The organism is Octadecabacter antarcticus 307, from assembly GCF_000155675.2.
Classification (GTDB): Bacteria; Pseudomonadota; Alphaproteobacteria; order Rhodobacterales; family Rhodobacteraceae; genus Octadecabacter; species Octadecabacter antarcticus.
This window is the reverse complement of sequence record NC_020911.1, coordinates 715,290-738,850: the sequence shown is the minus strand read 5'-3', so window position 1 is coordinate 738,850 and position 23,561 is coordinate 715,290. Positions and strand designations below refer to the sequence as shown.

At 53.6% G+C, this 23,561-nt stretch carries 22 protein-coding genes and 1 pseudogene; 6 read left to right on the top strand and 17 right to left on the bottom strand.

Annotated features, from left to right (window positions below; all coding sequences use genetic code 11):
- Positions 1 to 36: 36 nt before the first annotated feature.
- The 4 genes from OAN307_RS03850 to OAN307_RS31115 all read right to left on the bottom strand — a co-directional run bounded on the left by OAN307_RS03850 (position 37) and on the right by OAN307_RS31115 (position 4,306).
- Positions 37 to 1,323 (bottom strand): ABC transporter substrate-binding protein, encoded by a 1,287-nt coding sequence (locus OAN307_RS03850; RefSeq protein ID WP_015498535.1) that lies wholly within the window; start codon positions 1,321 to 1,323, stop codon positions 37 to 39.
- 49 nt (positions 1,324 to 1,372) lie between these two features.
- Entirely contained in the window at positions 1,373 to 2,431 is a 1,059-nt protein-coding gene (locus OAN307_RS03845; RefSeq protein ID WP_015498534.1) for an ABC transporter ATP-binding protein, read from the bottom strand.
- The gene (locus OAN307_RS03840) at positions 2,428 to 3,207 is read right to left on the bottom strand and encodes a DeoR/GlpR family DNA-binding transcription regulator (protein WP_144055495.1); all 780 of its coding nucleotides are present in this window, start codon (positions 3,205 to 3,207) and stop codon (positions 2,428 to 2,430) included. Before OAN307_RS03840 ends, OAN307_RS03845 begins: the two co-directional genes overlap by 4 nt.
- Before the next feature lie 910 nt (positions 3,208 to 4,117).
- A complete protein-coding gene (locus OAN307_RS31115) occupies positions 4,118 to 4,306 on the bottom strand; it encodes a transposase (RefSeq protein ID WP_408634929.1) in 189 nt (62 codons plus the stop codon).
- 80 nt (positions 4,307 to 4,386) lie between these two features.
- On the opposite strand from OAN307_RS31115, the pseudogene OAN307_RS27685 reads away from it, so the two are divergent.
- A pseudogene (locus OAN307_RS27685) lies at positions 4,387 to 4,539 on the top strand (IS5/IS1182 family transposase); the annotation flags it as partial.
- Between the two features lie 275 nt (positions 4,540 to 4,814).
- On the opposite strand, the gene OAN307_RS03825 reads toward OAN307_RS27685, so the two are convergent.
- The 13 genes from OAN307_RS03825 to OAN307_RS30635 form a co-directional block, all read right to left on the bottom strand.
- Complete coding sequence (locus OAN307_RS03825) at positions 4,815 to 5,762, bottom strand: XdhC family protein (RefSeq protein ID WP_051067945.1); 948 nt, start codon at positions 5,760 to 5,762, stop codon at positions 4,815 to 4,817.
- Entirely contained in the window at positions 5,749 to 6,201 is a 453-nt protein-coding gene (locus OAN307_RS03820; protein ID WP_015498531.1) for an SRPBCC family protein, read from the bottom strand. The genes OAN307_RS03825 and OAN307_RS03820 overlap by 14 nt, the downstream gene beginning before the upstream one ends.
- A gap of 108 nt (positions 6,202 to 6,309) precedes the next feature.
- Positions 6,310 to 6,939: a nucleotidyltransferase family protein gene (locus tag OAN307_RS03815; RefSeq protein WP_015498530.1), complete on the bottom strand. Its 630-nt coding sequence runs from the start codon at positions 6,937 to 6,939 to the stop codon at positions 6,310 to 6,312.
- Positions 6,929 to 7,753, bottom strand: coding sequence for an XdhC family protein (locus OAN307_RS03810; protein WP_015498529.1), 825 nt, complete (start codon positions 7,751 to 7,753; stop codon positions 6,929 to 6,931). The genes OAN307_RS03815 and OAN307_RS03810 overlap by 11 nt, the downstream gene beginning before the upstream one ends.
- The gene (locus tag OAN307_RS03805) at positions 7,750 to 8,937 is read right to left on the bottom strand and encodes a vWA domain-containing protein (RefSeq protein ID WP_015498528.1); all 1,188 of its coding nucleotides are present in this window, start codon (positions 8,935 to 8,937) and stop codon (positions 7,750 to 7,752) included. Before OAN307_RS03805 ends, OAN307_RS03810 begins: the two co-directional genes overlap by 4 nt.
- The gene (locus OAN307_RS03800) at positions 8,934 to 9,812 is read right to left on the bottom strand and encodes an AAA family ATPase (RefSeq protein ID WP_015498527.1); all 879 of its coding nucleotides are present in this window, start codon (positions 9,810 to 9,812) and stop codon (positions 8,934 to 8,936) included. Before OAN307_RS03800 ends, OAN307_RS03805 begins: the two co-directional genes overlap by 4 nt.
- A 39-nt stretch (positions 9,813 to 9,851) precedes the next feature.
- Positions 9,852 to 12,266 (bottom strand): aerobic carbon-monoxide dehydrogenase large subunit, encoded by a 2,415-nt coding sequence (locus tag OAN307_RS03795; RefSeq protein WP_015498526.1) that lies wholly within the window; start codon positions 12,264 to 12,266, stop codon positions 9,852 to 9,854.
- Positions 12,263 to 12,754 (bottom strand): (2Fe-2S)-binding protein, encoded by a 492-nt coding sequence (locus OAN307_RS03790; protein WP_015498525.1) that lies wholly within the window; start codon positions 12,752 to 12,754, stop codon positions 12,263 to 12,265. Before OAN307_RS03790 ends, OAN307_RS03795 begins: the two co-directional genes overlap by 4 nt.
- An 11-nt stretch (positions 12,755 to 12,765) precedes the next feature.
- Positions 12,766 to 13,620 carry an FAD binding domain-containing protein gene (locus OAN307_RS03785; RefSeq protein ID WP_015498524.1) on the bottom strand — a complete coding sequence of 285 codons (855 nt, stop codon included), beginning with the start codon at positions 13,618 to 13,620 and terminating at the stop codon, positions 12,766 to 12,768.
- A 166-nt stretch (positions 13,621 to 13,786) separates the two neighbouring features.
- Positions 13,787 to 14,911: an MHYT domain-containing protein gene (locus OAN307_RS03780; protein ID WP_044043167.1), complete on the bottom strand. Its 1,125-nt coding sequence runs from the start codon at positions 14,909 to 14,911 to the stop codon at positions 13,787 to 13,789.
- A gap of 589 nt (positions 14,912 to 15,500) precedes the next feature.
- Positions 15,501 to 15,986: a hypothetical protein gene (locus OAN307_RS03775; RefSeq protein WP_044043165.1), complete on the bottom strand. Its 486-nt coding sequence runs from the start codon at positions 15,984 to 15,986 to the stop codon at positions 15,501 to 15,503.
- 297 nt (positions 15,987 to 16,283) lie between these two features.
- Positions 16,284 to 16,814, bottom strand: coding sequence for an AMP-binding protein (locus OAN307_RS03770; RefSeq protein WP_015498521.1), 531 nt, complete (start codon positions 16,812 to 16,814; stop codon positions 16,284 to 16,286).
- 345 nt (positions 16,815 to 17,159) lie between these two features.
- Complete coding sequence (locus OAN307_RS30635) at positions 17,160 to 17,282, bottom strand: hypothetical protein (RefSeq protein ID WP_275450634.1); 123 nt, start codon at positions 17,280 to 17,282, stop codon at positions 17,160 to 17,162.
- A 319-nt stretch (positions 17,283 to 17,601) separates the two neighbouring features.
- Between OAN307_RS30635 and OAN307_RS03760 the strand changes: the two genes are divergently transcribed.
- The 5 genes from OAN307_RS03760 to OAN307_RS03740 are packed head-to-tail and all read left to right on the top strand — an operon-like array spanning position 17,602 to position 23,428.
- Positions 17,602 to 18,609 (top strand): BMP family protein, encoded by a 1,008-nt coding sequence (locus tag OAN307_RS03760; RefSeq protein WP_044043161.1) that lies wholly within the window; start codon positions 17,602 to 17,604, stop codon positions 18,607 to 18,609.
- 6 nt (positions 18,610 to 18,615) lie between these two features.
- The gene (locus tag OAN307_RS03755) at positions 18,616 to 20,157 is read left to right on the top strand and encodes an ABC transporter ATP-binding protein (protein WP_044043158.1); all 1,542 of its coding nucleotides are present in this window, start codon (positions 18,616 to 18,618) and stop codon (positions 20,155 to 20,157) included.
- Positions 20,147 to 21,196 (top strand): ABC transporter permease, encoded by a 1,050-nt coding sequence (locus OAN307_RS03750; protein ID WP_044044460.1) that lies wholly within the window; start codon positions 20,147 to 20,149, stop codon positions 21,194 to 21,196. Before OAN307_RS03755 ends, OAN307_RS03750 begins: the two co-directional genes overlap by 11 nt.
- Positions 21,197 to 21,200: 4 nt before the next feature.
- Positions 21,201 to 22,145, top strand: a complete 945-nt coding sequence (locus OAN307_RS03745; RefSeq protein WP_015498517.1) for an ABC transporter permease — start codon at positions 21,201 to 21,203, stop codon at positions 22,143 to 22,145.
- On the top strand, positions 22,145 to 23,428 hold the full coding sequence (locus OAN307_RS03740) for an amidohydrolase family protein (protein WP_015498516.1): 1,284 nt from the start codon (positions 22,145 to 22,147) through the stop codon (positions 23,426 to 23,428). Before OAN307_RS03745 ends, OAN307_RS03740 begins: the two co-directional genes overlap by 1 nt.
- Positions 23,429 to 23,561: the final 133 nt, after the last annotated feature.

Below are 23,561 nucleotides of genomic sequence, written 5' to 3'. Positions count from 1 at the left end.
GCGCATGTCCTACGCGGGGCATCCCGTTATTATCGCCTAGTTATATTCACCAAGCACGCTGTCCGCGCCCTCTTGCGCCTTTTGCAGCGCCTCAGCGGGTTCAGCATTACCCGTCACTACGCTTTCAATGGCATCCACAAGATATTGGGTGACCTTGGCGCGCTGGAACGTAGCAAACTCACGCTCTGCAAAGGGCAGCTGCTCAAGCGCGACCAATGCCTGTGGCAGACGTTCGACATAGGCTCTCATCTCGGGCGTTTCCCAAGTGTCTGGGCGCGGTGCAACATATCCCGTGGCGATGCTCCACTTTGCCGCGCTTGCAGGCGAAGACATGAATCTAATGAAATCCAAAGCAGCCTCGCGTTCTTCATCAGTGGTGTCTTGGAAGATATAGAAGTTACCACCACCGATGGGCGCACCCGGCCCGTTGCCCCCGGGCAAAAAGCCGACACCCCAATCAAACTCTGCATTTTCCTCAATAAATGCCAAGTTACCAGTGGATGTCCAAATCGATGCGGCCTGCCCTTCAAGGAAAGCTTTGGGCGTGTCACCCCAGCTGATACCACCCGGCGCCATCACGCCCTCATTGGCAAGCTCGAGCAAGAATTCCAGAGACGCCACCGTTGCCGGGGTGTCCATGCGAGCCTCGATCCCTGTTTCCGTGGTCAATACGTCATCCATTGACACAACCAAACCGCCAAACAGCCATGCGCCGCCAAGACCCAGTGTTGGGATGCGCGTTCCCCATTGTGTAACATTTCCATTGTCGTCTCTGAGGGTCAGCGCTTTGCCAACTTCGATCATGTCCTCCCAAGTGGTGGGTGGCGATTCCGGATCTAGGCCTGCCGCGCGAAAAGCGTCTTTGTTGTAATAAAACACAGGCGTCGAACGCTGAAACGGAATGGCATATGTCTTTCCTTCGAACTGCGAATCTTTCATGAAGGCTGGATAAAAACCGGCGATCCACTCTTGATCTGCGTCGGACGTCGCAATATCAGAAATGGGAACAATAACGTCTTCTTCGATCAGAGTGAACAGATCAATCGACAACAACACAGCCACCTGTGGCGGATTGCCTGCGTTGGCGGCGGTCAGTGCCTTTGTTGTCGTTTCTTCATAATTGCCGGCATAAATCGCCGTGACAGTATGTTGCGGGTTCATCGCCGCCCATTCATCAGTCAATTCCTGAATTGTCGCAACTGCGGGGGCGTTCACCCCGACCGGGAAATAGAATTCAAGATCTGCGGCACTCAGCGCGGTGGCGCTTACTCCCATTAAAGCAGCTGCGCCAAATGGAATAACTTGGTTCTTCTTAAAAGTCATGGTTCGTTTTCCTCCTTGGATTGAGTGGACGGCATTTTTAAGCCGTTATTTATGGGGCAGATGGAATCCGCTGCCCGGTCGTTTTTGAAAACAGATGCGTTGCCGCGCGGGTCCAGCCCACGGTAATTGCATCGCCCTGCTCTGGCACATCTGCACCTGCATAAGACAAGATGAAGGGCGACCCTGATGGCGACATCAGATGCACAAGAAATACGCTACCCTCATATTCAACACTGGTGACGTTGCAGTTCGCCGCTAGTTCCATAGTTTGCTCAGGAAAGGTCAGGCTTTCCGGCCGCACCCCAATCAGCAAATCTGACATATCCGCATCTGCGCGCATTTCGTCATGCACCGTTACGTCAGACGCGGGCAACAGGTTCATCGGCGGCGTTCCAATAAATCTGGCGGCAAAAATCGTAGCTGGTGCATCATATAGCTGTTTAGGCGTACCAATCTGTTCGGCCCGCCCCTCATTCATCAAAACCACGGTGTCCGACATCGACAACGCTTCGCTTTGGTCGTGCGTCACATACACGATTGTAATGCCCAATTTCTTATTCAGCGCTCTGATTTCACTCCGGATTTCTACCCGAAGTTTTGCATCCAAGTTCGACAGCGGTTCATCCATCAAAACTAACGGGCGTTCAGAAACCAAAACCCGCGCCAGAGCGACGCGTTGTTGTTGCCCCCCAGAAAGCTGCGCAGGCTTACGGTCTAAAAGCGGTCCGAGTGCCATCAATTCAGCCACCCGCGCGACGGATGCAATGCGCGCCGCCTTTGCCACTCTGCGCACTTTCAAACCATAGGCGATGTTTTCACCGACAGTCATATGCGGAAACAGGGCATAATTTTGAAACACCATTCCGATATTGCGCTGGTCGGCAGGGCGTTGGGTGACATCGTTTCCCTCGATCAAAATCTTGCCATCACTGACTTCATCCAGCCCTGAAATCAGACGGAGGGCCGTACTTTTGCCACATCCTGAAGGGCCCAGAAGTGTCAAAAAACCACCAGGCTCGATGTTGAAATTAACGCCCATCAAAACATCGGTCTTACCCCAGCTTTTGCGCAAGTTCTGTACATCGAGCGATACACCTGCTTGTGTCATACTAATACGAGCTCCAAATCGGCGTCTCTGATTTTGGCAATCGTGCCTTCATCAAGTTCGCGGTTCGTAATAATGCCAGTTATCTGATCAAATTGTGACGTGCGCATGAAGGCGTTGGGTTTGAACTTACTCGCATCCGCAATCACAAACCGGCGACGGGTGTTCAGAATGACTTCTTTTTGCACCTGCGCATACACCTCGCTCGCAACGCTAATCGAACGTTTGCCCACATCCACTGCCGAACAACACAAAAAGGCGATGTCGAACGAAAGGGAACGCAAAGCGGACACTGCCAATGTCCCAGCAAATGAATCGTTCACCGGCTCGTAGGAGCCGCCAATCATGTAGAAATTGACAATACCCTGTGCCTGTAATTGGTTCGCCACCCCCAAAGAAGTAGTGACGTAGGTACAGCGCGATTTCTGGTGGGCATAGGCGGCCACTGCGTGAGCTGTCGTGCCTGCATCCAGAAACACCACCTCGTCATCAGACAGCATTTCAATCGCGGCCTGGCCAATCCGACGCTTTTCTGCTGCACCGACGGCCTTGCGTTCTTCGTTTGGCAAATCAACCCTGACGTTGGAATTCATTAAAACACCACCGTGCGTGCGCACAACAATGCCCTCATCATCCAAAGCCTTTAGATCACGTCGGACTGTCGCCTCTGACACGCTGAATTGAACGCCCAAATCGCGAATACCCATGGCCCCCCGCACGCGGACAAGGTCAACAATTTTGCGTCGCCTTACAGCGGCCAGATCAAAGTTCTCCGACATATCCCCCCCCAACAAACAACCGCAAAAAACACCAACCGCGCAATAGCAGTCAAGTATGAACATAATCAATCATACCCGATCACAATCCGTCAAGAGAAAAGATTTGAAAAAATAAGTATGATCGTTTGTGGATTTTGTTCCTGATGGACTGAAAGAGATCAGGCCATTTCCGTTCCCAAGGTATGGATGGTCATCGGGCAACCAGGGTGACCCTCGCTACTTTCGTCGTGACGGTGCTATCTGTGCTTTGGTCATTCGTTTGGAACCACATGGCCATGCAAAGGGAAGCTATCTGATTGAGGTGAACGGTATGAGATTGGAAGAAAGCCCACGTCACATTGTTGAAGCGAGATCATTGGCGGAACCCATGCTCGGGCTAGCGGAGTCCACCTGAAATCGAGGCGTGTATTTCCATAGATACATGTTAAATTAGCGCTCTAACAAAGGTGGAATGTGCCTCACCAACCTGTTCTCTTTCCGTCATGGTTGGTGGGGACCATCTCCTGTCCGACCAACAAAAGGAGATCGATAATGGTAAAAATAACCAAGATGGTAGCCCCAGCTGCGCGTCAGATTCAACGGGCAACTGCAAAAGGCTAATGGTGGCCTTGTCGCCAAAGGCAGCTTTTCTCTGATTACTTCTCCCGCGGTGTTTATGTGATTTGAGAACGCCGCGCCTTGAGAACATCGTCAACTACGCCTGAGAGATTTAGGCTACCAAGGCTTCCACCTTTTAGCTGAAGCCTACCGTGCGCTATGCCCGATATTTTTTGGCAAAGTGCCAAAAACGGATCATCCTGCCGACCCCGCGCCTTGTCAGTTGTCGCCGGCTCGCTGAAGCATACCTCCCAGCAGCCTGCCAACCATTCCACCATCATCCTCTGAGCCATATTTTGAGGGCCACGTGTAGTTAAGACTTCTGCAGAGAGTGCCGCACTAATGAGAGCGTCAAGTGGCACAGAGATCTGCTCTTCAATGTGCCGCAAGCAAACACGCTTATTTTCTTGGCAACGCTGCCTTGCGTCGCCCCAGGCTCGTACAGTCGCTCAACTGCCCCGGCCTTATAATCGTCTGTGTACTTACGCCGCTGTTGTCCCATTTGGTGCCCCTTTCACGGACAGAGACGAAGTACCCCAATGTCCGGGAACAGGGACGAAGTTCATCCCTGCCGGGCAGTGAATGCACTGTGTGAAATTGCTCGGTCAGCGCCTCTCGGCCCGTGATTTCGACCGGCAGTTTGCGGAAATCTAAATCCGTGCAGCCATCCTAAACGGCTTCACCGCACTTAGCATGCCTCGAACAGAGGCTGTAGGCCAAATCCGTCTGCGGTAAGGGGAAGCCCAACCTCAGGCCGATTTGTGCAACAAAGCCCCCTGAACGCCATACTTCTTCGATACCTCCGCCATTGTCATTTCTTCGCGGATCGCTTCAAGCGCAATCTTGGCCTTGAAATCCCCCTCTCATCGTTTGCAAGAAAACAACTGCCGGGCAGTGGGACGAATGGTTCTCTAGTTTCGTCATTTTGAATCATCTCTCTCACAAGTTAATCCACCTTAACTACGGATCCGAATTCCCACGATCACCTCTGACTTCCAGAGACCCGTTTTCTAGATAAAAGCAACCTGTGAAGCAGGCATATTTGAAGTGACCTCGGCTAGTGCTGATACCGCGATTAAAGATGCACTGCGAAGAGATGGAACAAGGCCAATCGGCCCTCGGATTGTCTTACATAATTCAGGCTCTAAGCCACTGTCTTGGAGGTTCTGCAGTCGAATTCCATGGGTTTTTCTGCTGCCCAACGCCCCAAGAAAGAAAGGACCCATCTTTGCTGCGCGCATAAGCAAGGCTTGCTCCCACTCGTGATCGTGGAAAAGCAGCAAAACCGCTGTGTGCGCATCAATCGGTAAGTCCAACGATATGGCCGGTGTCGTCATGCGATGCATGCTTTTGGGGTTCAGCGCAGAAAGGCTATCCATATCAGCAGCGTCAGGGGAGGCGACGTGCAGTTCGAAATCCATTTTGGCGGCGAGGTCGACGGTCGTGCGCAATATTGCGCCACGGCCAGCAAGAACCAATGCCGGCTTCGGGGCATAACAGAAACGCTTGGGTCCACCGTTACTAGCTATCAGTCCCTTACCTGGGCAAAAGGATATTGTAGCCGGTTTGCGCTCACGTAGTGCATCAAGTGCACCAATCAATGTCTTCAGGTCCGGTGAAGGGTCGATGACAAGATCAAGCGCACCACCGCAAGGCAGGCTCAGGTCCATAAACGGTGATCCTGCCCCATATCGAATATGCTTTGTCTGTCTGGTCTCGATGGCATCCAGGCCATGAAGGACAATGTCACGATCGATACAGCCGTTCGACAAATACCCAATCATTGATCCGTTTTGCACCACGACCGCCAAAGAACCAACTTCGCGCGCGGCCCCGCCTTCAACCGCAAGACTGGCCACAAGTGCGCAGCGCTGACCATCTTTGATCAACGCAACTGTGGCTTCAAGGATGTCCAGCGCATGCTCGGCGTAGTCGATGCTACACTCAGGTGACCTCATGTTCACCGACAACATCTGCAAAGCTCTTAAAGAACTTCGCCGCCAATTTCTTTGCCGTACTTTGAATAAGCCGACCGCCCAATTGCGCCAGCTTTCCACCGATGTCAGCCTTGGCATTGTAACGCAGCAGCGTGCCTTCAGGGTGTGCTTCAAGTTCAACCTCGGCTCCACCTCTGGCAAACCCAGCAGCGCCACCATTACCTGTGCCTGTCAGCGAAAAACGCTCTGGCGGAGCGTCAGGACTGAGTGTGACACTACCACTAAACTTAGCTTTGACCGGACCGATTTTAAGAACAACTTTTGCCTCCAGTTCTGTATCCGAATGTTTAATCAATTCCTCACAGCCAGGGATACATTGCTTCAGAATTTCCGGGTCATTTAATGCAGCATATACGACGTATTGCGGGGCATTGATGATGATTTCGTCTTTAAGTTCCATGGTTTAGTCCTATTTCAACAGCAAGGGAATTTGACCGAAGCCAACAGCTCGGCCTGTTCTTTTGTCATGGCAGGAAAGAAGCGGTTGCAGATTTTTTGTATTGCGTTCCTAAGGCGTTTCATTTGTCTGTGTCCTTTGTGGCTGTAGTTGAAATCGTGCCAAAGCAAGTTCTGCGGGCGTGTCGATATCGTCAACAAAACTGCTATTGGATGTGGTAAATTCATGCACATGCTCGGGGGAGTTTTGCGTCAGTTTACGGCAGCCCAAATTGATCGGGTCAGCTAACATCCGTGCGCGTTGAGCCGCCGGAATTACAATTGGATTTCCGCGCATCCCGCCCACCACCGGTACAGTGATGCGCCCACCCGCCCCTGCATGATGCGCGTCAAGAAGCTCGCTTAAGCAATCAGCGGTAATCTTTGGTTGGTCGCCAAGCGCCATAAGATATGTCGACGCTGCAGGCGCACCCCGCAATCCCGCATCCACAGATGTCATTTGGCCTTCTTCAAAACGGTTGTTTTGGACAAAGATCACGTTTGAATCGCTCAGCGCATTTTTGACTGCATCTTCTTGGTACCCGACAACTACAGTCACAGGCTGATCGCTAACCGCTGCGCAAGCGTTTACGACATGGCGAAGCAAAATGTCGTCGCCGACACAAAGCAGCAGTTTATTCACCTCGCCCATGCGTCGCGAAAGCCCTGCTGCTAAAACAATTGCGGCTGTGTCACGTATCATGTGGGTTTCGATCAGTTAAATTTGCGCGCCGAAACTGTGTGATCTCAGCAAGAATAGACAGTGCAATCTCATCCGGCGTGATTGCATTAATATTCAGGCCTGCAGGGGCACAAACCTTTGCAAGCATGGGTTGAAGATCAGGGTTTTCCGCGATCAGTTTGGCTGCGATAGTTGCAAATTTCCTAACGCTGCCAACAAAGCTAACATGGCCACAATTACTAGAAACTGCGGCCTGCAGTGCATTCTTGTCGCCTTGACCTTGGGTCGCGACGACAATGAAATCTTGGGATGCAAAGTCAAAACCGCGCGTAACATCCGCGTCGGTTTCAACATTTTCCGCCGCATGGACCGTGACCTTATAATCAAATCGAGACGCAAGATCCGCAAGGGCCATCGCCACCAAACCGGTCCCGCACACCACCATTTCAGGTAACGGCAGAACTGGCTCAACGAACACATCCATCGTGCCTTTTGACGGACAGCCATTACGACGGAACCGTACGCCATCGCGGACGTCTCCCGCGATCAAACCTTCGGTTTCCAGCAACTCTTGGGGGCGCAGCGAAATAAATTGTGGTTCACCAGTTTGGATCGCATCACACGCGGCCTTGCCGACGGCCCCACGCGCGCATCCGCCCCCAACCCACCCCATCAGAATTTTACCGTCCTGATCAAGTAATGCTTTGCTGCCCGGTTTGGCGGACGTCGCATCGACAGTGCGAACAACCGTGGCCATGGCAAAGGGCACGCCTTTGGCTTTGAGCACCTGCATCTCGGTTTCTAACAGTGCATGATCTGAGTGTGACAGCGTCATAGTCGCGCCAGCGTGGAATCTAAGTTTGCCAAATCGTTCAACGTCGCTGCAGGAGCAAAGGCATCAAGATACGGCAAGGCCGCCGCCATGCCCTGCGCCACAGGTTCGTATCCCTTCCAGCCTTTGAGCGGGTTCAACCAGACGATCTTGCATCCGCGGCGCCTTAGCTTCGCCAATGCAACTCCCATCACCTCAGAGCTATCGCTGTCATAGCCATCCGAGAGGATGATCACGACGCTTCGTCCATCGACAAAATTGCGAGCATAACCGTTCGTAAACTGCCGTAGATTTGCCCCGATCTTGGACCCACCGCCAAACCCATCGGCCAATAATGTTATCCGATTAAGCGCGCGTAATGGATCGTCATCGCGGAGTGCATTCGTGATCCGAACCAATCGCGTATGGAACATGTAGGCGTCGCTGGCACTATCCGCGCGCATCAGGCCCGCAAGAAACGCCAAGAACGGGCGGGCATAATTCATCATAGATCCAGACACGTCACACAAGGCAACGATCTTTAGGGGCCTGTCAGGCCGTATGCGTTTAGCAAGGCGCAAGGGCTCACCACCAGTCGACAGGCTGTTGCGCATCGTTCGACGCAGATCAATTGAAACACCTCGCTTTGCAGCTTTTCGTCTGCGCGATCTACGATCACGTAGTGCTTTACCAAGTCGGATCGCGATCAGTTCAGCCGCGCGGATATCCTCAGCCGACACCAATTCACGAAGGTCTTTTTTCATCAGATTGTTGGCCTGAGAGGCCACAAGTTTGCCTGTTCCCTCCGCAAAGGTGTCGTCACCGTCATCACCATCCTTTGGCGCGTGAATTGATCCTTTGCCGGTACAGCTTTGGGTTTCGTCTGTACGCGAGTTTGTGCTGTTTTCTTTTGATTTGACCTGTTCTGTAGACATGACTTTGTGACGTACACGGCCCTCGTTCATCCAAAACGCATCAAACAATAGATCAAATTGCGCAATGTCTTCAACCGATCCAGCGCAAACAGATTTCAGGGCAAGACGGGCATCGGATGGCACGGCAGGGTTCACGCAAGACAGAGCTTGCAGTGCCGTTGCAGTCTCTGCGACCCCAAGTCGAAAACCATGCTCGCGCAGATGCGCCATGAACCCGGACACGCGCGCCGTTGGACCAGGATCTGCAGCCGCAAACCGTGTGACCTTGCTCATGCTGCTTTCCCTGCAATCCTTGCTGCGACCTCGGTTGGGACAGCTGCGCGATCACTTTGAGTTTTCAAAAGCGTTGCGAGCGCCGCGTGAAGAACAACAGGGTTTGTCGTCAAGTCTTTGATCCCCAGCCCAGCAAGTGCAGCCGCAAAATCCAGCATTTCAGCGATTCCAGGAACCTTTTCCAGCTCTTCTGCGCGCAGTTTCTGCACAAAACCAACGATTTGAGCACTGAGGTGCGCTTCAATTTCTGGACAGCGAGACGCCAATATCGCCAATTCCGTTTGCCGATCAGGATAGTCAACATGCGCATAAATGCACCGTCTGCGCAGCGCGTCCGACAGATCGCGTGTTCCATTGGCGGTCAAGATGACTAAGGGCCGAGTGGTCGCAGTGATTGTGCCCAGCTCAGGGACCGTTATCTGAAACTCAGATAGAACTTCCAGCAGATAAGCCTCAAATTCTTCATCAGCGCGATCAATTTCGTCGATCAAAAGAACAGGTGGGATGTCTTGTCGGATCGCTTTAAGTAGCGGACGTTCAAGAAGGTAGTCTTCTGAAAAAATCCGCGCTTCTACGGCCGACCCAGTTTCACCAGCTTCTGAAGCAGCGCGGATTGACAACAATTGTCGCTGATAATTCCATTCATAGATCGCCTGTGACGCATCCAACCCCTCGTAGCATTGCAAACGGATTAACTGTGTATCGTGTACTTTCGCCAAAGCACGAGCGACTTCAGTTTTACCAACACCCGCAGCCCCCTCCAAAAGAAGCGGACGCCCAAGCGTGATGGCAATATGAAGCGCAGTCGCCAGATCATCACTGGCAATATAGCCCGTTGTAGCCAGCGCTGTTTGAAGATTTGTCCAACTTGTCATGAGCGTGTGTGGGACACGTAATAGTGCCCCACCCTTTCTTTAGTCATGCATGCCAAGATCGTTGGCTGTCTTCCAAATACGCCAATGATCGTGGGGCATATTGGTGTGACGGTTGCCAAACGGACGGAACGCGTCCTGCACCGCATTCGAGAAGCACGGCACACCGCCCACATGCGGGCTTTCGCCAACACCTTTTGCACCGATGGGATGGTGCGGAGATGGAGTAACGGTAAAGTCCGTCTCATAGTTTGGCACCTCCCAAGCGGTTGGCAGGAAGAAGTCCATCAGCGTAGCGTTCTTGTGGTTACCCATGTCATCGTAGGCAATTTCTTGACCCAAGGCGACGGCAAGAGCCTCGGTTAGACCGCCGTGAATTTGACCTTCAATGACCATCGGGTTGATCCGTGTGCCGCAATCATCAAGCGCATAGAAGCGATTGATCGTTGGAACACCGGTGTCGACGTCGATATCCATGACGCAGACGTAGGCGCCAAATGGATAGGTCATGTTGGGCGGATCATAATAGCTGACTGCCTCAAGACCCGGTTCAAGGCCTGGGATAGCTTGGTTGTAGGCCGCATAAGCGATCTCACCCATTGTCTTGAACCGCTCTGGCGCACCCTTGATAACAAAACGGTCAACGTCAAATTCGACGTCGTCGTCGTGGACCTCAAGCAGATAAGCCGCAATCATCTGGGCCTTGGCGCGAATTTTGCGCCCAGCCATTGCTGCTGCTGCACCTGCAACCGGCGTAGAGCGTGAACCATATGTTCCAAGACCGTAGGGGGCTGTGTCCGTGTCGCCTTCTTCAATCGTGATCGATTCCGCAGAAATGCCAATTTCGGACGCAAGGATTTGCGCAAAGGTCGTGGCATGACCTTGGCCTTGGCTAATAGTACCAAGGCGTGCAACGGCGGACCCCGTTGGGTGAATACGGATTTCGCAGCTATCGAACATACCCATCCCAAGAATGTCGCAGTTCTTAACTGGTCCAGCCCCAACGATTTCGGTAAAAAAGCTGAGACCGATACCCATAATTGTGCGGGTTTCGCCGCGTTTAAACGCTGCGACACGCTCAGCCTGCTCTTTGCGTAGACCATCATAGTCGACCGCTTTCAGCGCCTTGTCCCAGGCGGTGTGGTAATCGCCACTATCATATTCCCAGCCAAGGGCTGAGTTATAAGGGAACTGCTCTTTCTTGATAAAGTTGATCCGGCGCAACTCTGCCGCATCCATGTCCATCTCAATCGCGAGGACTTCGATCATGCGTTCAATAAAATACACAGCCTCGGTCACGCGGAACGAACAGCGATAGGACACACCGCCTGGCGCTTTATTGGTATAAACGCCGTCGACGCCAAGATAGGCAATTGGGATGTCATAAGATCCGGTGCAGATGTTCATGAAACCAGCAGGAAACTTTGTCGGATCAGCGCAAGCATCAAAGGCACCGTGGTCAGCCGTTACATGGCAATGCAAACCAGTAATCTTGCCTTCTTTGGTGGCCGAAATTTTGCCTTTCATCCAATAATCGCGCGCAAAGGCGGTGGACATCAGGTTTTCCATCCGGTCCTCGACCCATTTCACAGGCACGCCTGTGACGATGGAGGCAACGATAGAACAGATATAGCCGGGATAGACGCCAACCTTGTTGCCGAAACCGCCGCCGATGTCCGGGGACACAACGCGGATGTTATGCTCTTCGATGCCAGACAGTAGTGATGCAACAGTGCGCACCACATGCGGGGCTTGGAATGTACCCCAAAGTGTCAGTTTGCCGTTCACCTTATCCATGCTCGCCACGCAGCCACATGGCTCGAGTGGGCACGGATGGGTGCGGTGATAATACATGGATTCTTCGGCCACGATGTCGGCGTCGTCGATCACCGCATTGGTGCCTTCTTCGTCGCCAACTTCCCATGTGAAGATGTGGTTGTGGTGCTTGCGCGGGCCGTGTGCGCCAGGCGCCTTGGGGTCAAGATCTTCGCGCAAGACGACATCTGACTGCATGGATTTGAACGGGTCGACAATGACAGGCAGTTCTTCGTATTCGACTTCGACCAGTTCAACAGCGTCTGATGCGATGTAGCGGTCGCTGGCGACAACAAAAGCGACTTCTTGGCCTTGGAACAGCACCTTGCCGTCCGCCAAAACCATTTGCTTGTCACCTGCCAGCGTCGGCATCCAATGGAGTCCCAGCGGCTCAAGGTCTTTGGCTGTCAAAACGGCAACGACACCGTCAAGCGCCATAGCAGCGTCAATATTGATCGACTTGATCCGAGCATGTGCGTAGGGTGAGCGGACGAAGTCACCTGTCAGAGTCCCAGGCAAGTTCATATCATCAATGTAGTTACCCTTACCTTGGGTGAAGCGGGCGTCTTCTACGCGTTTGCGTGAACAGCCCAGACCCTTGAGGTTCGAGACTCTTTCGTCGCGTGTGACTTCATCCTTCATTGGGCGGCCTCCTTGGCAGCATTTATCTCAGCAGCTGCCGACAAAATGGATTTTACGATGTTCTGATAACCAGTGCAGCGGCAGATATTGCCAGCGATGCCAAAGCGAATGTCTTCTTCGGTCGGATTAGGGTTCTCGATCAGCAAACGGTGCGCGCGAGTGATCATGCCGGGGGTACAATAACCGCACTGCAAACCGTGGTGTTCTTTAAAATTTTCCTGAAGAACATGCAGATTGTCAGGGCTACCAAGACCTTCGATTGTAGTAATCTGAGCGCCCTGCGCCTGTGCTGCAAACATGGTGCATGACTTAACGGACTTGCCGTCAATCTCGACAGTACAAGCGCCACAATGGGATGTTTCGCAGCCCACGTGCGGGCCCTTCATGCCCATCTTTTCACGCAGCACATAAATCAGCAGCTCGCGAGGTTCAGCGAGGACTTCTTTCTTCTCGCCGTTGACTGTCATCGATACGATTTGTTTTGTCATAATGTTCTCCCTTATGCCCGTGACCAAGCGCGCGCGATTGCGCGTGAAATGATGATTCCAGCGAGGTGCATTTTGAATGCAACTGGGCCGCGGTTGTCTTCGGTGGGGTCAATGTCTTCTAAAGCAGCCGCAACAGCGACTTTAACGGCAGCGGCGTCACATGTGGTACCCACCAGTGCAGCAGCGGCGGCTTCTGACAGGACAGGCACATCGCTGAGGTTCGTCATCGCAATTGATGCGGTGGAAACCTTACCCGCCGTTTTCGTGATGAGTACCGCGCTTGCAGCGGTGGCGTAGTCACCAATTTTGCGTTTTTGCTTTTCGTAAGCGAAGCCCGCATCAGAAGCTGCAAAAGTTATGTGGGTTAGAATTTCCTCGTCGTCCCGCTCAGTCACGTATGCGGCCTCGTAAAAGCTGCGGGCCTTAACGGTGCGGGTGCGGTCAGCGCCCACAAGCACAAAACTAGCATCCAGACATTGCATCAGACCGGGCATGTCATTGCCTGGATCTCCATTGGCGACGTTCCCACCGATTGTTCCCATGTAACGGACCTGCGGGTCAGCAATTTGAAGCGCTGCTTCACGGATGATCGGACAGGCCGCAAACAGCGCGTCATCATTGATGAGTTCGTGCTGCGTGGTCATTGCACCTATGGTGATGGTCCCTCCGTCAATCGTGGTACCCTTGAGGCCTGCAATATCCTGCAAGTCGATTAAGTGGGGCACATCCGCCATGCGTAACTTCATCATCGGGATTAGGCTGTGTCCGCCCGCCAGCACACGCGCATCATCGCCGTGTTCTGCCAATACAGATAACGCGCCTGCGATGTCTGATGGTCGGTAATATTCAAATGCTGCTGGTATCATACGATGTCCTCCCTGACGCCCATACGTCTGCGAATACAACGCGGCGGAGTACGACATGCGCTAGCGCTAAGGCCTGAAACACGGTGCTCAGCGCACGAAATGCGAATAGCGCGAACGAAGTGCGTATGCACGTGCAGCAATCAGCACGCCATCGCTAACAGACTAACTAGACACCTAACCTTTTCCGCACTTCTTTAAGGTAGGATCGGCTGACGGGAGCCTGATCTAGATGCGCAGTCCCATCAAAAAAGCAGACGCCATTGTCTTTCTTACGTTCAAACAGCGTAACGTGATCGGTATTGATTAGAAAACTGCGATGACCCTTCACAAAACTCGTCTTAGCCAGCCGAGTTTCCATAACTGAGATTGACCACGGGCAGAACAAGCGCCCTGTAGGGTGATATAGAAAGGTATAGCGGCCTTCAGCCTGAACGCTAACGACATCGTTGCTATCCACAAAACTGGTCTTTCCATCGCTTTCATAGGGAATCCGGATGACGTTCTGACTGTCTGAAACAGGCGCCTCCGTGTCGGTGTCTGCTGCACTGGATTGCTTTGCACTGTCTTCAAGATGCGTTTTACTTAGACTGGCGGCGAATGTGACACCGACTAGAAGAAATGCGCCAGAAATTACAAACGACGACAGGGTCACGCCAAAGGCGAGCACTTCTTTGCTCAACCACAGGCCCGAGGATTGGACACCCTCAATTTTAACAAAATGCGTGCCAGCCATCGCTATATAATGAACGGCAACGACAGTGGTTCCAAACACCAAAGTGCCAAACAGAATGTTTCGGCTCCCTCGGTTCCCATAACTGATCCAAAAAGAGGCCGTGCACAGGACCAAAGACACCACGACGGCCACAACAATACCAAGTCCGGAATAGAGAGGTTTCACACCTTGGATGCCTGACATGCCAAGATAGTGCATCGCAAGAATACCCACAGCAACGCAGAGGCCAGCAAATGTGATGCGTTTCGGCGTGCGTTCGCCAAAATGAACAAGTAACAGCGCTATGCCGGTCAACAGGATTGCCACAAAAGCCGACATCATGGTGACCAAGGCATTATAGTGGAATGTGACTGGCAAAGTCATCCCAAGCATAGCCACAAAATGCATCGACCAAATACCACCACCCAATGCGACAGCGGACATCGACACGAGCAGTTTGCGCCGCGCCACACCCATTGCTGATGCGCCCTGCGTCAAGGTCAGGCCTGTAAATCCAGACATCAAAGCAATCGCCAGCGAAGCTATAACCAAATAGACATTATGACCATGTTCCAACATACGCCCTACATATCGCTACATTTGATTTTTGCAAATTATCCCGTCGAGAAACCGCGCTGTTAGATTGACATGACGAACAACTACACCTTTCCAGTGCTGGTTGCGACGATGGCGACCTTACTCATCCACAGTCCATCACGACCAAGCGGGAAACGATCCAACCTTCGCCGTTGCCGGTTATAAATGCCGTGCCCCGCAACGGCTCCTGTATCGCACAAGACCCACGTCCGGGATAAGACAAGAAGGGGGCAAGCGGGGCCGCCATGGGTCATTGCCAATGTGTCCCCAAGCCACGTTCAATTTGGGCGCCTCGTTCCGTTGAGAACTCATAGCGCGACTACCCGATTTTCTTGGCTTTCACCGATTGGCAGGCGCGTTTTCACCCTGCTCACGAATAAGTCAATTGCATCAACCTGGTCATCAAAGCGACCCTCAGGAAAACCCAGCAATTCTCACCGAAGATCTTCAAAGCACGGCGCGCCACTCAGCAAGGCGAGTTGGCCAATTTCGAGCCACTCCACGGCAGGTGCAAACCGCCCCTCTTTTTCGATCCATTGACCCCGACCGTCCTGAACTCAACGCTTTTCTATCAACGCATGTCGTGTACGAACGCTGACCCGTTGGCGCTGTCTTCGACGAGCACGAGAACTGGCTTCCACTTATCAGCTGTGGAGCGCGCGAAAGTCTTCAAACCGCCAAAATTCATCCGCCTTGTGATCACATCGAAGACGACCCACTTTTCATAATCCCAAGCGAACGTGATACCCGCCAAAAAGTCACAGTTTGGCCCATCTTTGACAGCTGTGTCCCAGACCTGAACGGTCTTTGGCCGTCGGATACCTGATCCCTCATAATCAAGGACCGCGATCTTCGTGAAGTCCAGCATCACACTTCCAGCTGAGCCATGGTCCTGCTGGTACTGGGTGCGGAATGCCGCCTCGCCGATATCGGCATTGATGTTATCTAGCGTTTCTTGGCCCTCACCACTTGGAGCAAGCACTTCGCCCCGCGATCTGGTCCAATTATAATTGTTGTACAGCCGGAACTGCTCTTCTTTCTCAGCAATGGTTGGCAAGTTTAGATGGCGAAACCTCCCTTTCCCAGTAGGCTTCAGATCTGGCGTCGCTCGCTTTCGTGATGTCATCCACGATCGTGAGATCACTACCAACGCCCGTCACCGATCCTCCTTCGGTAACGGCACGCCGTCCTCCTCTTTCCCGGGTGGTAAACTGGTCTGCCATTTGATTACGATGTTTCTGGATTGGAATACCTAAACAAACCTCCGTTGGCCTGCGTGAAAACGAACCGCAGATGCGCCGAATCTAGAAATTCCTGGCCAATCTACAGGGGCGAATTCTGAGACTTTGCCCGACTAATCCTTATCTGCAGCAATGATCAATCGGTAGACGGTCGGGGCAGCCGCAAAATTTGTAATCGCGTGATCGCTAATGATCTGGCAGGTCGCATCGACTGAAAATTCGGCTTCCTGAAATGTTGTCGTACTGCCCAGCAACAAAGGTTCGATCGCGGCGTAGTACTGTCCGTAGGGCCATCTGGGGTCCGCGATGTCATCCAGTTTGGGACGGTTGACGCTGTCGGTCACGATCAGCTTGGCAGCCGAGCCCGCGATCCGCTGTTCGATTGCCTTTGGGCCGAACGCCTTAAAAAGCGGTTGATAGACCGCGCCTGCCCGAAGCGCACCAAGCATGACAACCAAAAGCTCAGGTATGCGCGGCAGAAGGCAAGCAACGCGGTCACCCGGACCAACGCCTTGTGCCGTTAATAAATCGGCGAACCGCGCCGATTGCTCTTGCTGCTCACCATAGCTGACAGCCGGTGCCACGCCGTCGTTGCCGATACATGTCAGGGCCGGGCGATCCACGCCAATTGACGGTCGCAGCACTCGACACAGGCATTCAGGCCTTCCGAAAAGCAGCCATCGTAACTCACGTCCATGGCCGCTACATCAAGGCTTTCATATGCGGCTGTGAATGTGATTTGCGTTTCCAATTTTCGTCCCCCTATGGGTGCGCATCTTCTTATGCAGTAAAGAGATACAAACCTAGCATTGCGATGGTGGCCATCAGACGCTGTGACCGAACCATCGCCGGATCGAATGAACCGACATTCCCCAAGTAGAATGCATTGTTGTACGTGTTGCCGCCGTTTGGTATCCTGATCAATCCTTATTCCTACGCCACGTAGCAGCTTGTGGGGCTGGACATATTGCGGCGCGCAGGCGGACTTGCTAGGTGTCCGGGATCGCGCGCCTGATCTTCACGAGCAACTCCTCACCAACGTCGATGTGTTTCTGGATGTCTGCTAGGGCAGCATACCTTTCCAGCTTTAGGTCATCGCAACTGCGTTTCATGTTCGGAAAGCCCAATAGCGGACGTTGATGCCGTGCACAGCTTTGTTCGCTTTGTTCGCTTTGTTCGATATGTCCGGCGACATTCTGATTTCTGCATCGCCGCGAAAACCACCTTCACGTGGACAAATGTACAGTTGAAGCCGTGGAAGGTTTGTCTTTGCGGATGTGATTGATTTACCCAACGACTAAAAATTGTGCGCTCCATTGTTTTGTATAGTCTACGTTAAGCAAACGAACGTTGAAGCAGTGAACACAGAATCATTTCTTGATCATTTGATTAAAAATGAAGTTAATGGTGTTGAAACCAAGGGGGGTCACAATGTCTAACAAATTTTTCTTAAATCGCCGTCACTTTATGGCGACCACAGCCGTAACATCGTTGATGCTTGGAACTGGGCGCGCAGCGGCAGCCGAGCCTATAAAAACGGCGGGCATTTATACTGTGCCTGTCGAACAACAATGGGTCAGCAGGATTCATAAAGCCGCAGTGACTGCACAAGAACGCGGTGAAATCGAATATTCATTCTCCGAGAATGTCAGCAATACAGACTACGCCCGCGTGATGCGTGAATATGCCGAGGCTGGCAACACATTGATTATCGGCGAAGTCTTTGGCGCTGAACAAGAGGCGCGCGAGGTCGCAGCTGATTACCCTGACGTTGCATTCCTGATGGGCTCCAGTTTCAAAGAAGATGCAGCGCTGCCGAATTTCGCAGTGTTCGACAATTACATCCAAGACGCGGCATACCTGTCCGGGATCATTGCAGGGTCGATGACCTCCTCTGATAATATCGGCATGGTCGGCGGTTTTCCAATCCCCGAAGTCAATCGTTTAATGAATGCGTTCATGGCGGGCGCACTTGAAATGAACCCCGATATTGAGTTCCAAGTTAGCTTTATCGGCAGCTGGTTTGATCCGCCCAAAGCCAAAGAGACCGCGTTTGCCATGATCGAAAATGGTGCTGATGTCCTTTATGCAGAGCGCTTTGGCGTCTCTGATGCCGCGCAAGAAAAGGGCGTTCTGGCCATCGGTAACGTGATCGATACGCAATCCGATTATCCCGAAACGGTTGTCGCGTCTGCAATCTGGAATTTTGAACCAACGCTGGATACGGCCATTGCCGCCGTGCAGGCAGGCACCTTTACGGCAGCCGATTACGGGGTTTATTCGTTTATGAACAAAGGTGGGACCGAATTGGCGCCGCTGGGTACATTTGAAGGCAAGGTTCCCGCCGCGGCGATGGAATTGGTCGCGACCCGTCAGGCCGAAATCATGTCAGGGGCATTTACGGTAAACGTCAACGACGACGAACCAACGTCGTCCTAGTCGATCATGGCCGATGCCCCTGTTGAGGCCCTAAGCCTGAACGCCATCACAAAACGCTTTGGAGAGCTGACCGCAAACGATGCGGTCAGCTTTTCGGTGAACCAAGGTGAGGTTGTAGCGCTGCTGGGCGAAAACGGAGCAGGAAAAACGACGCTGATGAATATCCTGTTCGGCCAATACACAGCCGATAGCGGAAGCGTCGCGGTGTTCGGGGAAACCTTGCCGCCCGGAAATTCGCGCGCAGCGTTGGATGCAGGTGTTGGCATGGTGCATCAACACTTTACGCTGGCTGATAATCTTACCGTGCAAGAAAATATTACACTTGGCGTGCGCCCCTTGTTCAGCCCACGATTGGAACGTGCCGCAGCGCGTGCCAAAATCATCGATCTGTCCGAGAAATTCCACCTCGTCGTGTCGCCCGATGCCCGTGTGAGCAGCCTGACAGTGGGGGAGCGGCAACGCGTCGAAATCCTCAAGGCGCTATACCGCGACGTGCGCATCCTGATCCTTGATGAACCGACGGCTGTGCTGACCCCGCAAGAAACCGATGATTTGTTTGCAACCCTCAGACTGGCCATCGCGGAGGGTCTTTCAATCATCTTTATTTCGCACAAGTTGCACGAAGTGATGGCGATTGCCGACCGCGTTGTGGTGTTACGCCATGGCAAAATGACGGGGGGGGCGCGGACACAAGACACTGACAAGCACGCGCTTGCCGCGATGATGATGGGGGTAGAAGCAATCGCGCCGCAGGTCGCACCGTCCAATCCCGGTCCGGCACTTCTTGAACTACACGGCGTCTCCACTCCTAACATCGCCAGTGCCCCCGGTCTTAAATCTGTGTCGCTGGCACTTCGGGCGGGGCAAATTATTGGCCTTGCAGGTGTCTCTGGCAACGGGCAGGCAGCGATGGCGGATGTTGTGGGCGGATTGTGCATCCCATCAAGCGGTCATGTGGCGCTGAATAGCAAGTCCGTCCAACACTGGAGCCCGCGCACAGCCGTGCAAAGCGGCATCGCGCGTATCCCCGAAGACCGGCACAAAACCGGCACCATCGCGGATTTCGATCTGACCGAAAATGCAATCCTGGAACGCTACAAAACGGGCGCGTTTAGCAGGCGGGGCTGGCTCAACTGGCGCAAATCGCGTGCCTTTGCGGATGCGATCATCGAAAAATATGATGTGCGCTGCCCTGGCGCGGACACGCCCATCCGGCTGCTGTCTGGTGGCAATATGCAAAAGCTGATTTTGGGCCGCGTGCTTGAAGCAGGTCCACAGATTATTCTGGCCAATCAACCCGTACGCGGCCTTGATATTGGGGCTGTTAATTATGTGCACAGCCAGCTGCTTGCGGCGCGTGACCGTGGTGCCGCCGTGCTGTTGATCTCGGAAGACCTGGACGAGGTCATGGCCCTGTCCGATGTCATCCATGTGATTGCTGACGGGCGGTTGTCGCCGGCATTTGGGCGCGGTGAAACGACGCCCGCGCAACTTGGCATTTGGATGGCCGGCCAAGGGTTCGATGATGGAGTGGCTCATGCGTCTTGAACCCATCATAAACCCGTCACTGGCGCGCAGCCTGTTGCCGCCAGCGATTGCACTCGGCGCGACGGTAATTATTGCATCCCTTCTGGCGATGGTCGCGGGGGCAAATCCATTTTCGGTCATTGGGCTAATCCTGAGCGGTGCGTTCGGATCACAATTTGCGCTTCTCGAAACGCTGAACCGCGCCACACCGTTGATTTTCACGGGCCTTGCAGTCGCCGTGGCATTTCGCGCAAAGTTCTGGAACATCGGTGCAGAGGCACAGCTTTATGCTGGTGCACTCCTGACAGTCATGCTCGGGACGGGCGTCCTGCCATGGCCCAGCATTGCGCTCCTGCCAACGCTCATTGTGTTTTCAATCCTTGCGGGCGCGGTCGTGCTGTTGATCCCTGCGCTGCTCAAAACCCGATTTGGCGTGGACGAAGTTGTCACAACATTGCTGTTTAATTTTATATTCCTCCTATTTATCTCGATGCTGCTTGAGGGGCCATTGAAGGACCCGATGGGCATGGGCTGGCCAAAATCCGCACGCCTTATCGACGAAGCACGGTTGCCGCGTCTTGTAGACGGGTTGCGCCTTCATTGGGGGTTTGGCTTGGCGATCCTCTCGGCAATTTGTATCTGGGTCATCCAGACCCGCAGCACCCTAGGCTATGAAATGCGCGCCGTCGGTCTGAACAAACAGGCGGCGGCGTTTGCTGGCATTCCCGTGAACCGCGTCTTGGTAAAAACTGCGCTTTTGTCCGGAGGTCTGGCAGCGCTTGCAGGGTTTTCGGAAGTGGCAGGCGTGAAAGCCAGCCTTACCTTGGATCTATCGCCCGGCTTTGGTTACACGGGTATCATCGTCGCAATGCTGGCCTTACTGCATCCACTTGGTGTGATAATAGCGGCCTTGTTCGTGGCAGGTATTTTTGTTGGCGCTGATAGCATGAGCCGGGCCGCTGGCGTGCCAACATATCTGGCCGACATCATGCTTGCGACGGCGTTGTTGTTGATGGTTCTGGCCATCATGCTGACGCGCTTTCGCGTGGTGAGGAACTGACGTCATGGACATCATTGAAATCCTGCTCTCCGCCAGCTTTTGGGCCGCCGCAATCCGGATCGCCAGCCCGCTGATTTTTGCCACATTGGGGGAATTGATCTGCGAACGCGCGGGTGTCCTGAACCTCGGGATCGAAGGCATCATGGTCGCAGGGGCATTCGCGGGCTGGATGGCTGTCTATTCTGGAACGGGGCTCTGGGTGGGTGTCGGTGTTGCGATGTTTGTGGGGATGTTGTTCGGGTTGCTGCACAGTATCCTGACGGTGCCGTTTGGACTGTCCCAGCATGTGGTTGGCCTTGGCGTGACGCTGCTGGCGACGTCATCGACTTATTATGCCTACCGCCTCGCCCTGCCCGAAGTCACAAGCCCACCCAAGATCGAAGCCTTCCAACCGTTCGAAATCCCGATCCTGTCTGACATTCCGTTGATCGGACCCGCGCTGTTTTCGCAAACGCCGTTCACCTATCTGGCCTTTATATTGGTCGCGGTGGTGGCGATCGTTCTGTATCGCACCCCACTTGGCCTTGCTGTGCGCGCCGCTGGTGAAAACCCTGCAGCCGTCGCGGCACAGGGCCTGTCGGTCACAGCAATCCGCATGGGGGCCGTGATCGTCGGCAGTGGCTTCATGGCAATGGGCGGTGCGTTTCTGACGATGTCCGCCTTTGACAGCTTCTTTTTTGAGATGGTCAACGGGCGTGGTTGGATCTGTATCGCTCTTGTCGTGTTCGGGTCTTGGAGGCCGGGTAAGGCCCTCTTGGGTGCCATATTGTTCGCGGCGTTTGATGCGCTGCAAATCAGAGTGCAGCAAACGAGTTTGGGCGCGCTTGTTCCGTACCAGATTTTCCTGATGATGCCGTATATTCTATCTATCGTGGCCCTCGTTGCGATGTCACGGCGCGCCGAAGTGCCCGCCGCACTGATGGTGCCGTTCAACAAAGGAGAACGCTGATGTTTGATCTGATTGTCAAAGGCGGCACTCTGCCGGATGGACAGATGACAGACATCGGGATCACAGGCGGCAAGATTACGGCCATCGACCAGTTGGGCAATGCGCAGGCAGGACAAATCATTGAAGCGTCTGGCGATCTTGTCAGCCCGCCTTTCGTGGACCCACATTTCCATATGGATGCCACGTTGTCCTATGGTCTGCCACGCATCAACGCCTCTGGCATGCTGCTTGAAGGGATTGGGCTTTGGGGTGAACTCAAAAAGGTCATGACGCAAGAAGATGTCGTTGAACGTGCGCTGAAATACTGCGATTGGGCCGCAAGCATGGGGGTATTGGCGATCCGCAGCCATGTCGACACCTGCGATGACCGGCTTTTAGGGGTCGAGGCGTTGATCGAGGTGCGTGACCGCGTCAAAGATTACATCGATCTACAGCTCGTAGCGTTTCCGCAAGACGGTTTCTATCGCGACCCCACCGCGCGCGAAAACACCATCCGCGCGTTAGATATGGGCGTCGATGTTGTGGGCGGTATCCCCCACTTTGAACGCACAATGGCGGACGGTGCCGCATCAGTGCGTGAGCTTTGCGAAATTGCCGCCGCGCGCGGGCTCCCGGTCGATATGCACTGCGACGAAAGCGACGATCCCACCTCGCGCCACATCGAAACCCTCGCGTTTGAAACACAGCGCCTTGGTTTGCAGGGCCGCGTTGCCGGATCGCATTTGACCTCGATGCACTCGATGGGCAATTACTATGTGTCCAAACTACTACCGCTCATCGCCGAGGCAGACATAAACGTTATCCCCAATCCGCTGATCAATATTGTCCTTCAGGGACGCCATGACACCTACCCAAAGCGACGTGGGTTAACGCGGGTAAAGGAAATGCTGGCGATGGGCATTAACGTCGGCTGGGGACAGGACTGCGTTCTCGATCCGTGGTACTCTCTCGGCACTGCCGACATGCTGGATGTGGCCTTCATGGGGCTGCACGTGGCGCAGATGACCAGCCCAAAAGACATGCGGACCTGCTTTGATATGGTCACGATGAACAACGCCAGAACAATGGGGCTAACCGATTATGGCCTTTATGTCGGGGCAAAGGCGTCATTGGTCATCCTTGATGCAGGCGACCCCGTTGAGGCCCTGCGCCTGCGTGCAACCCGACTGTATGTCATCTCGAATGGCCGAGTCATAAGTCAGACACCGCGCGCGAACGCCTCGCTTAGCCTGCCGGGCCGACCTCAAACATCGCGCAGGCGGCACACGTTAGTCGAACGCTAACGCATGATGCTTAATTTACGTAATTGCGGGCGGACTGATAGACGACATCAGCGAAGAGAAGTTATCTTTGCGCAAAAGGGATCGGCTATCTTGCCCAAGTTACATGACTTGATAAAGCACTGTGTGCCCCTGC

Coding starts and splice junctions, on each gene's coding strand:
- OAN307_RS03850 (WP_015498535.1), bottom strand. CDS start 1,323: ATGACTTTTAAGAAGAACCAAGTTATTCCATTTGGCGCAGCTGCTTTA.
- OAN307_RS03845 (WP_015498534.1), bottom strand. CDS start 2,431: ATGACACAAGCAGGTGTATCGCTCGATGTACAGAACTTGCGCAAAAGC.
- OAN307_RS03840 (WP_144055495.1), bottom strand. CDS start 3,207: ATGTCGGAGAACTTTGATCTGGCCGCTGTAAGGCGACGCAAAATTGTT.
- OAN307_RS31115 (WP_408634929.1), bottom strand. CDS start 4,306: ATGGGACAACAGCGGCGTAAGTACACAGACGATTATAAGGCCGGGGCA.
- OAN307_RS03825 (WP_051067945.1), bottom strand. CDS start 5,762: ATGAGGTCACCTGAGTGTAGCATCGACTACGCCGAGCATGCGCTGGAC.
- OAN307_RS03820 (WP_015498531.1), bottom strand. CDS start 6,201: ATGGAACTTAAAGACGAAATCATCATCAATGCCCCGCAATACGTCGTA.
- OAN307_RS03815 (WP_015498530.1), bottom strand. CDS start 6,939: ATGATACGTGACACAGCCGCAATTGTTTTAGCAGCAGGGCTTTCGCGA.
- OAN307_RS03810 (WP_015498529.1), bottom strand. CDS start 7,753: ATGACGCTGTCACACTCAGATCATGCACTGTTAGAAACCGAGATGCAG.
- OAN307_RS03805 (WP_015498528.1), bottom strand. CDS start 8,937: ATGAGCAAGGTCACACGGTTTGCGGCTGCAGATCCTGGTCCAACGGCG.
- OAN307_RS03800 (WP_015498527.1), bottom strand. CDS start 9,812: ATGACAAGTTGGACAAATCTTCAAACAGCGCTGGCTACAACGGGCTAT.
- OAN307_RS03795 (WP_015498526.1), bottom strand. CDS start 12,266: ATGAAGGATGAAGTCACACGCGACGAAAGAGTCTCGAACCTCAAGGGT.
- OAN307_RS03790 (WP_015498525.1), bottom strand. CDS start 12,754: ATGACAAAACAAATCGTATCGATGACAGTCAACGGCGAGAAGAAAGAA.
- OAN307_RS03785 (WP_015498524.1), bottom strand. CDS start 13,620: ATGATACCAGCAGCATTTGAATATTACCGACCATCAGACATCGCAGGC.
- OAN307_RS03780 (WP_044043167.1), bottom strand. CDS start 14,911: ATGTTGGAACATGGTCATAATGTCTATTTGGTTATAGCTTCGCTGGCG.
- OAN307_RS30635 (WP_275450634.1), bottom strand. CDS start 17,282: ATGAAACGCAGTTGCGATGACCTAAAGCTGGAAAGGTATGCTGCCCTA.
- OAN307_RS03760 (WP_044043161.1), top strand. CDS start 17,602: ATGTCTAACAAATTTTTCTTAAATCGCCGTCACTTTATGGCGACCACA.
- OAN307_RS03755 (WP_044043158.1), top strand. CDS start 18,616: ATGGCCGATGCCCCTGTTGAGGCCCTAAGCCTGAACGCCATCACAAAA.
- OAN307_RS03750 (WP_044044460.1), top strand. CDS start 20,147: ATGCGTCTTGAACCCATCATAAACCCGTCACTGGCGCGCAGCCTGTTG.
- OAN307_RS03745 (WP_015498517.1), top strand. CDS start 21,201: ATGGACATCATTGAAATCCTGCTCTCCGCCAGCTTTTGGGCCGCCGCA.
- OAN307_RS03740 (WP_015498516.1), top strand. CDS start 22,145: ATGTTTGATCTGATTGTCAAAGGCGGCACTCTGCCGGATGGACAGATG.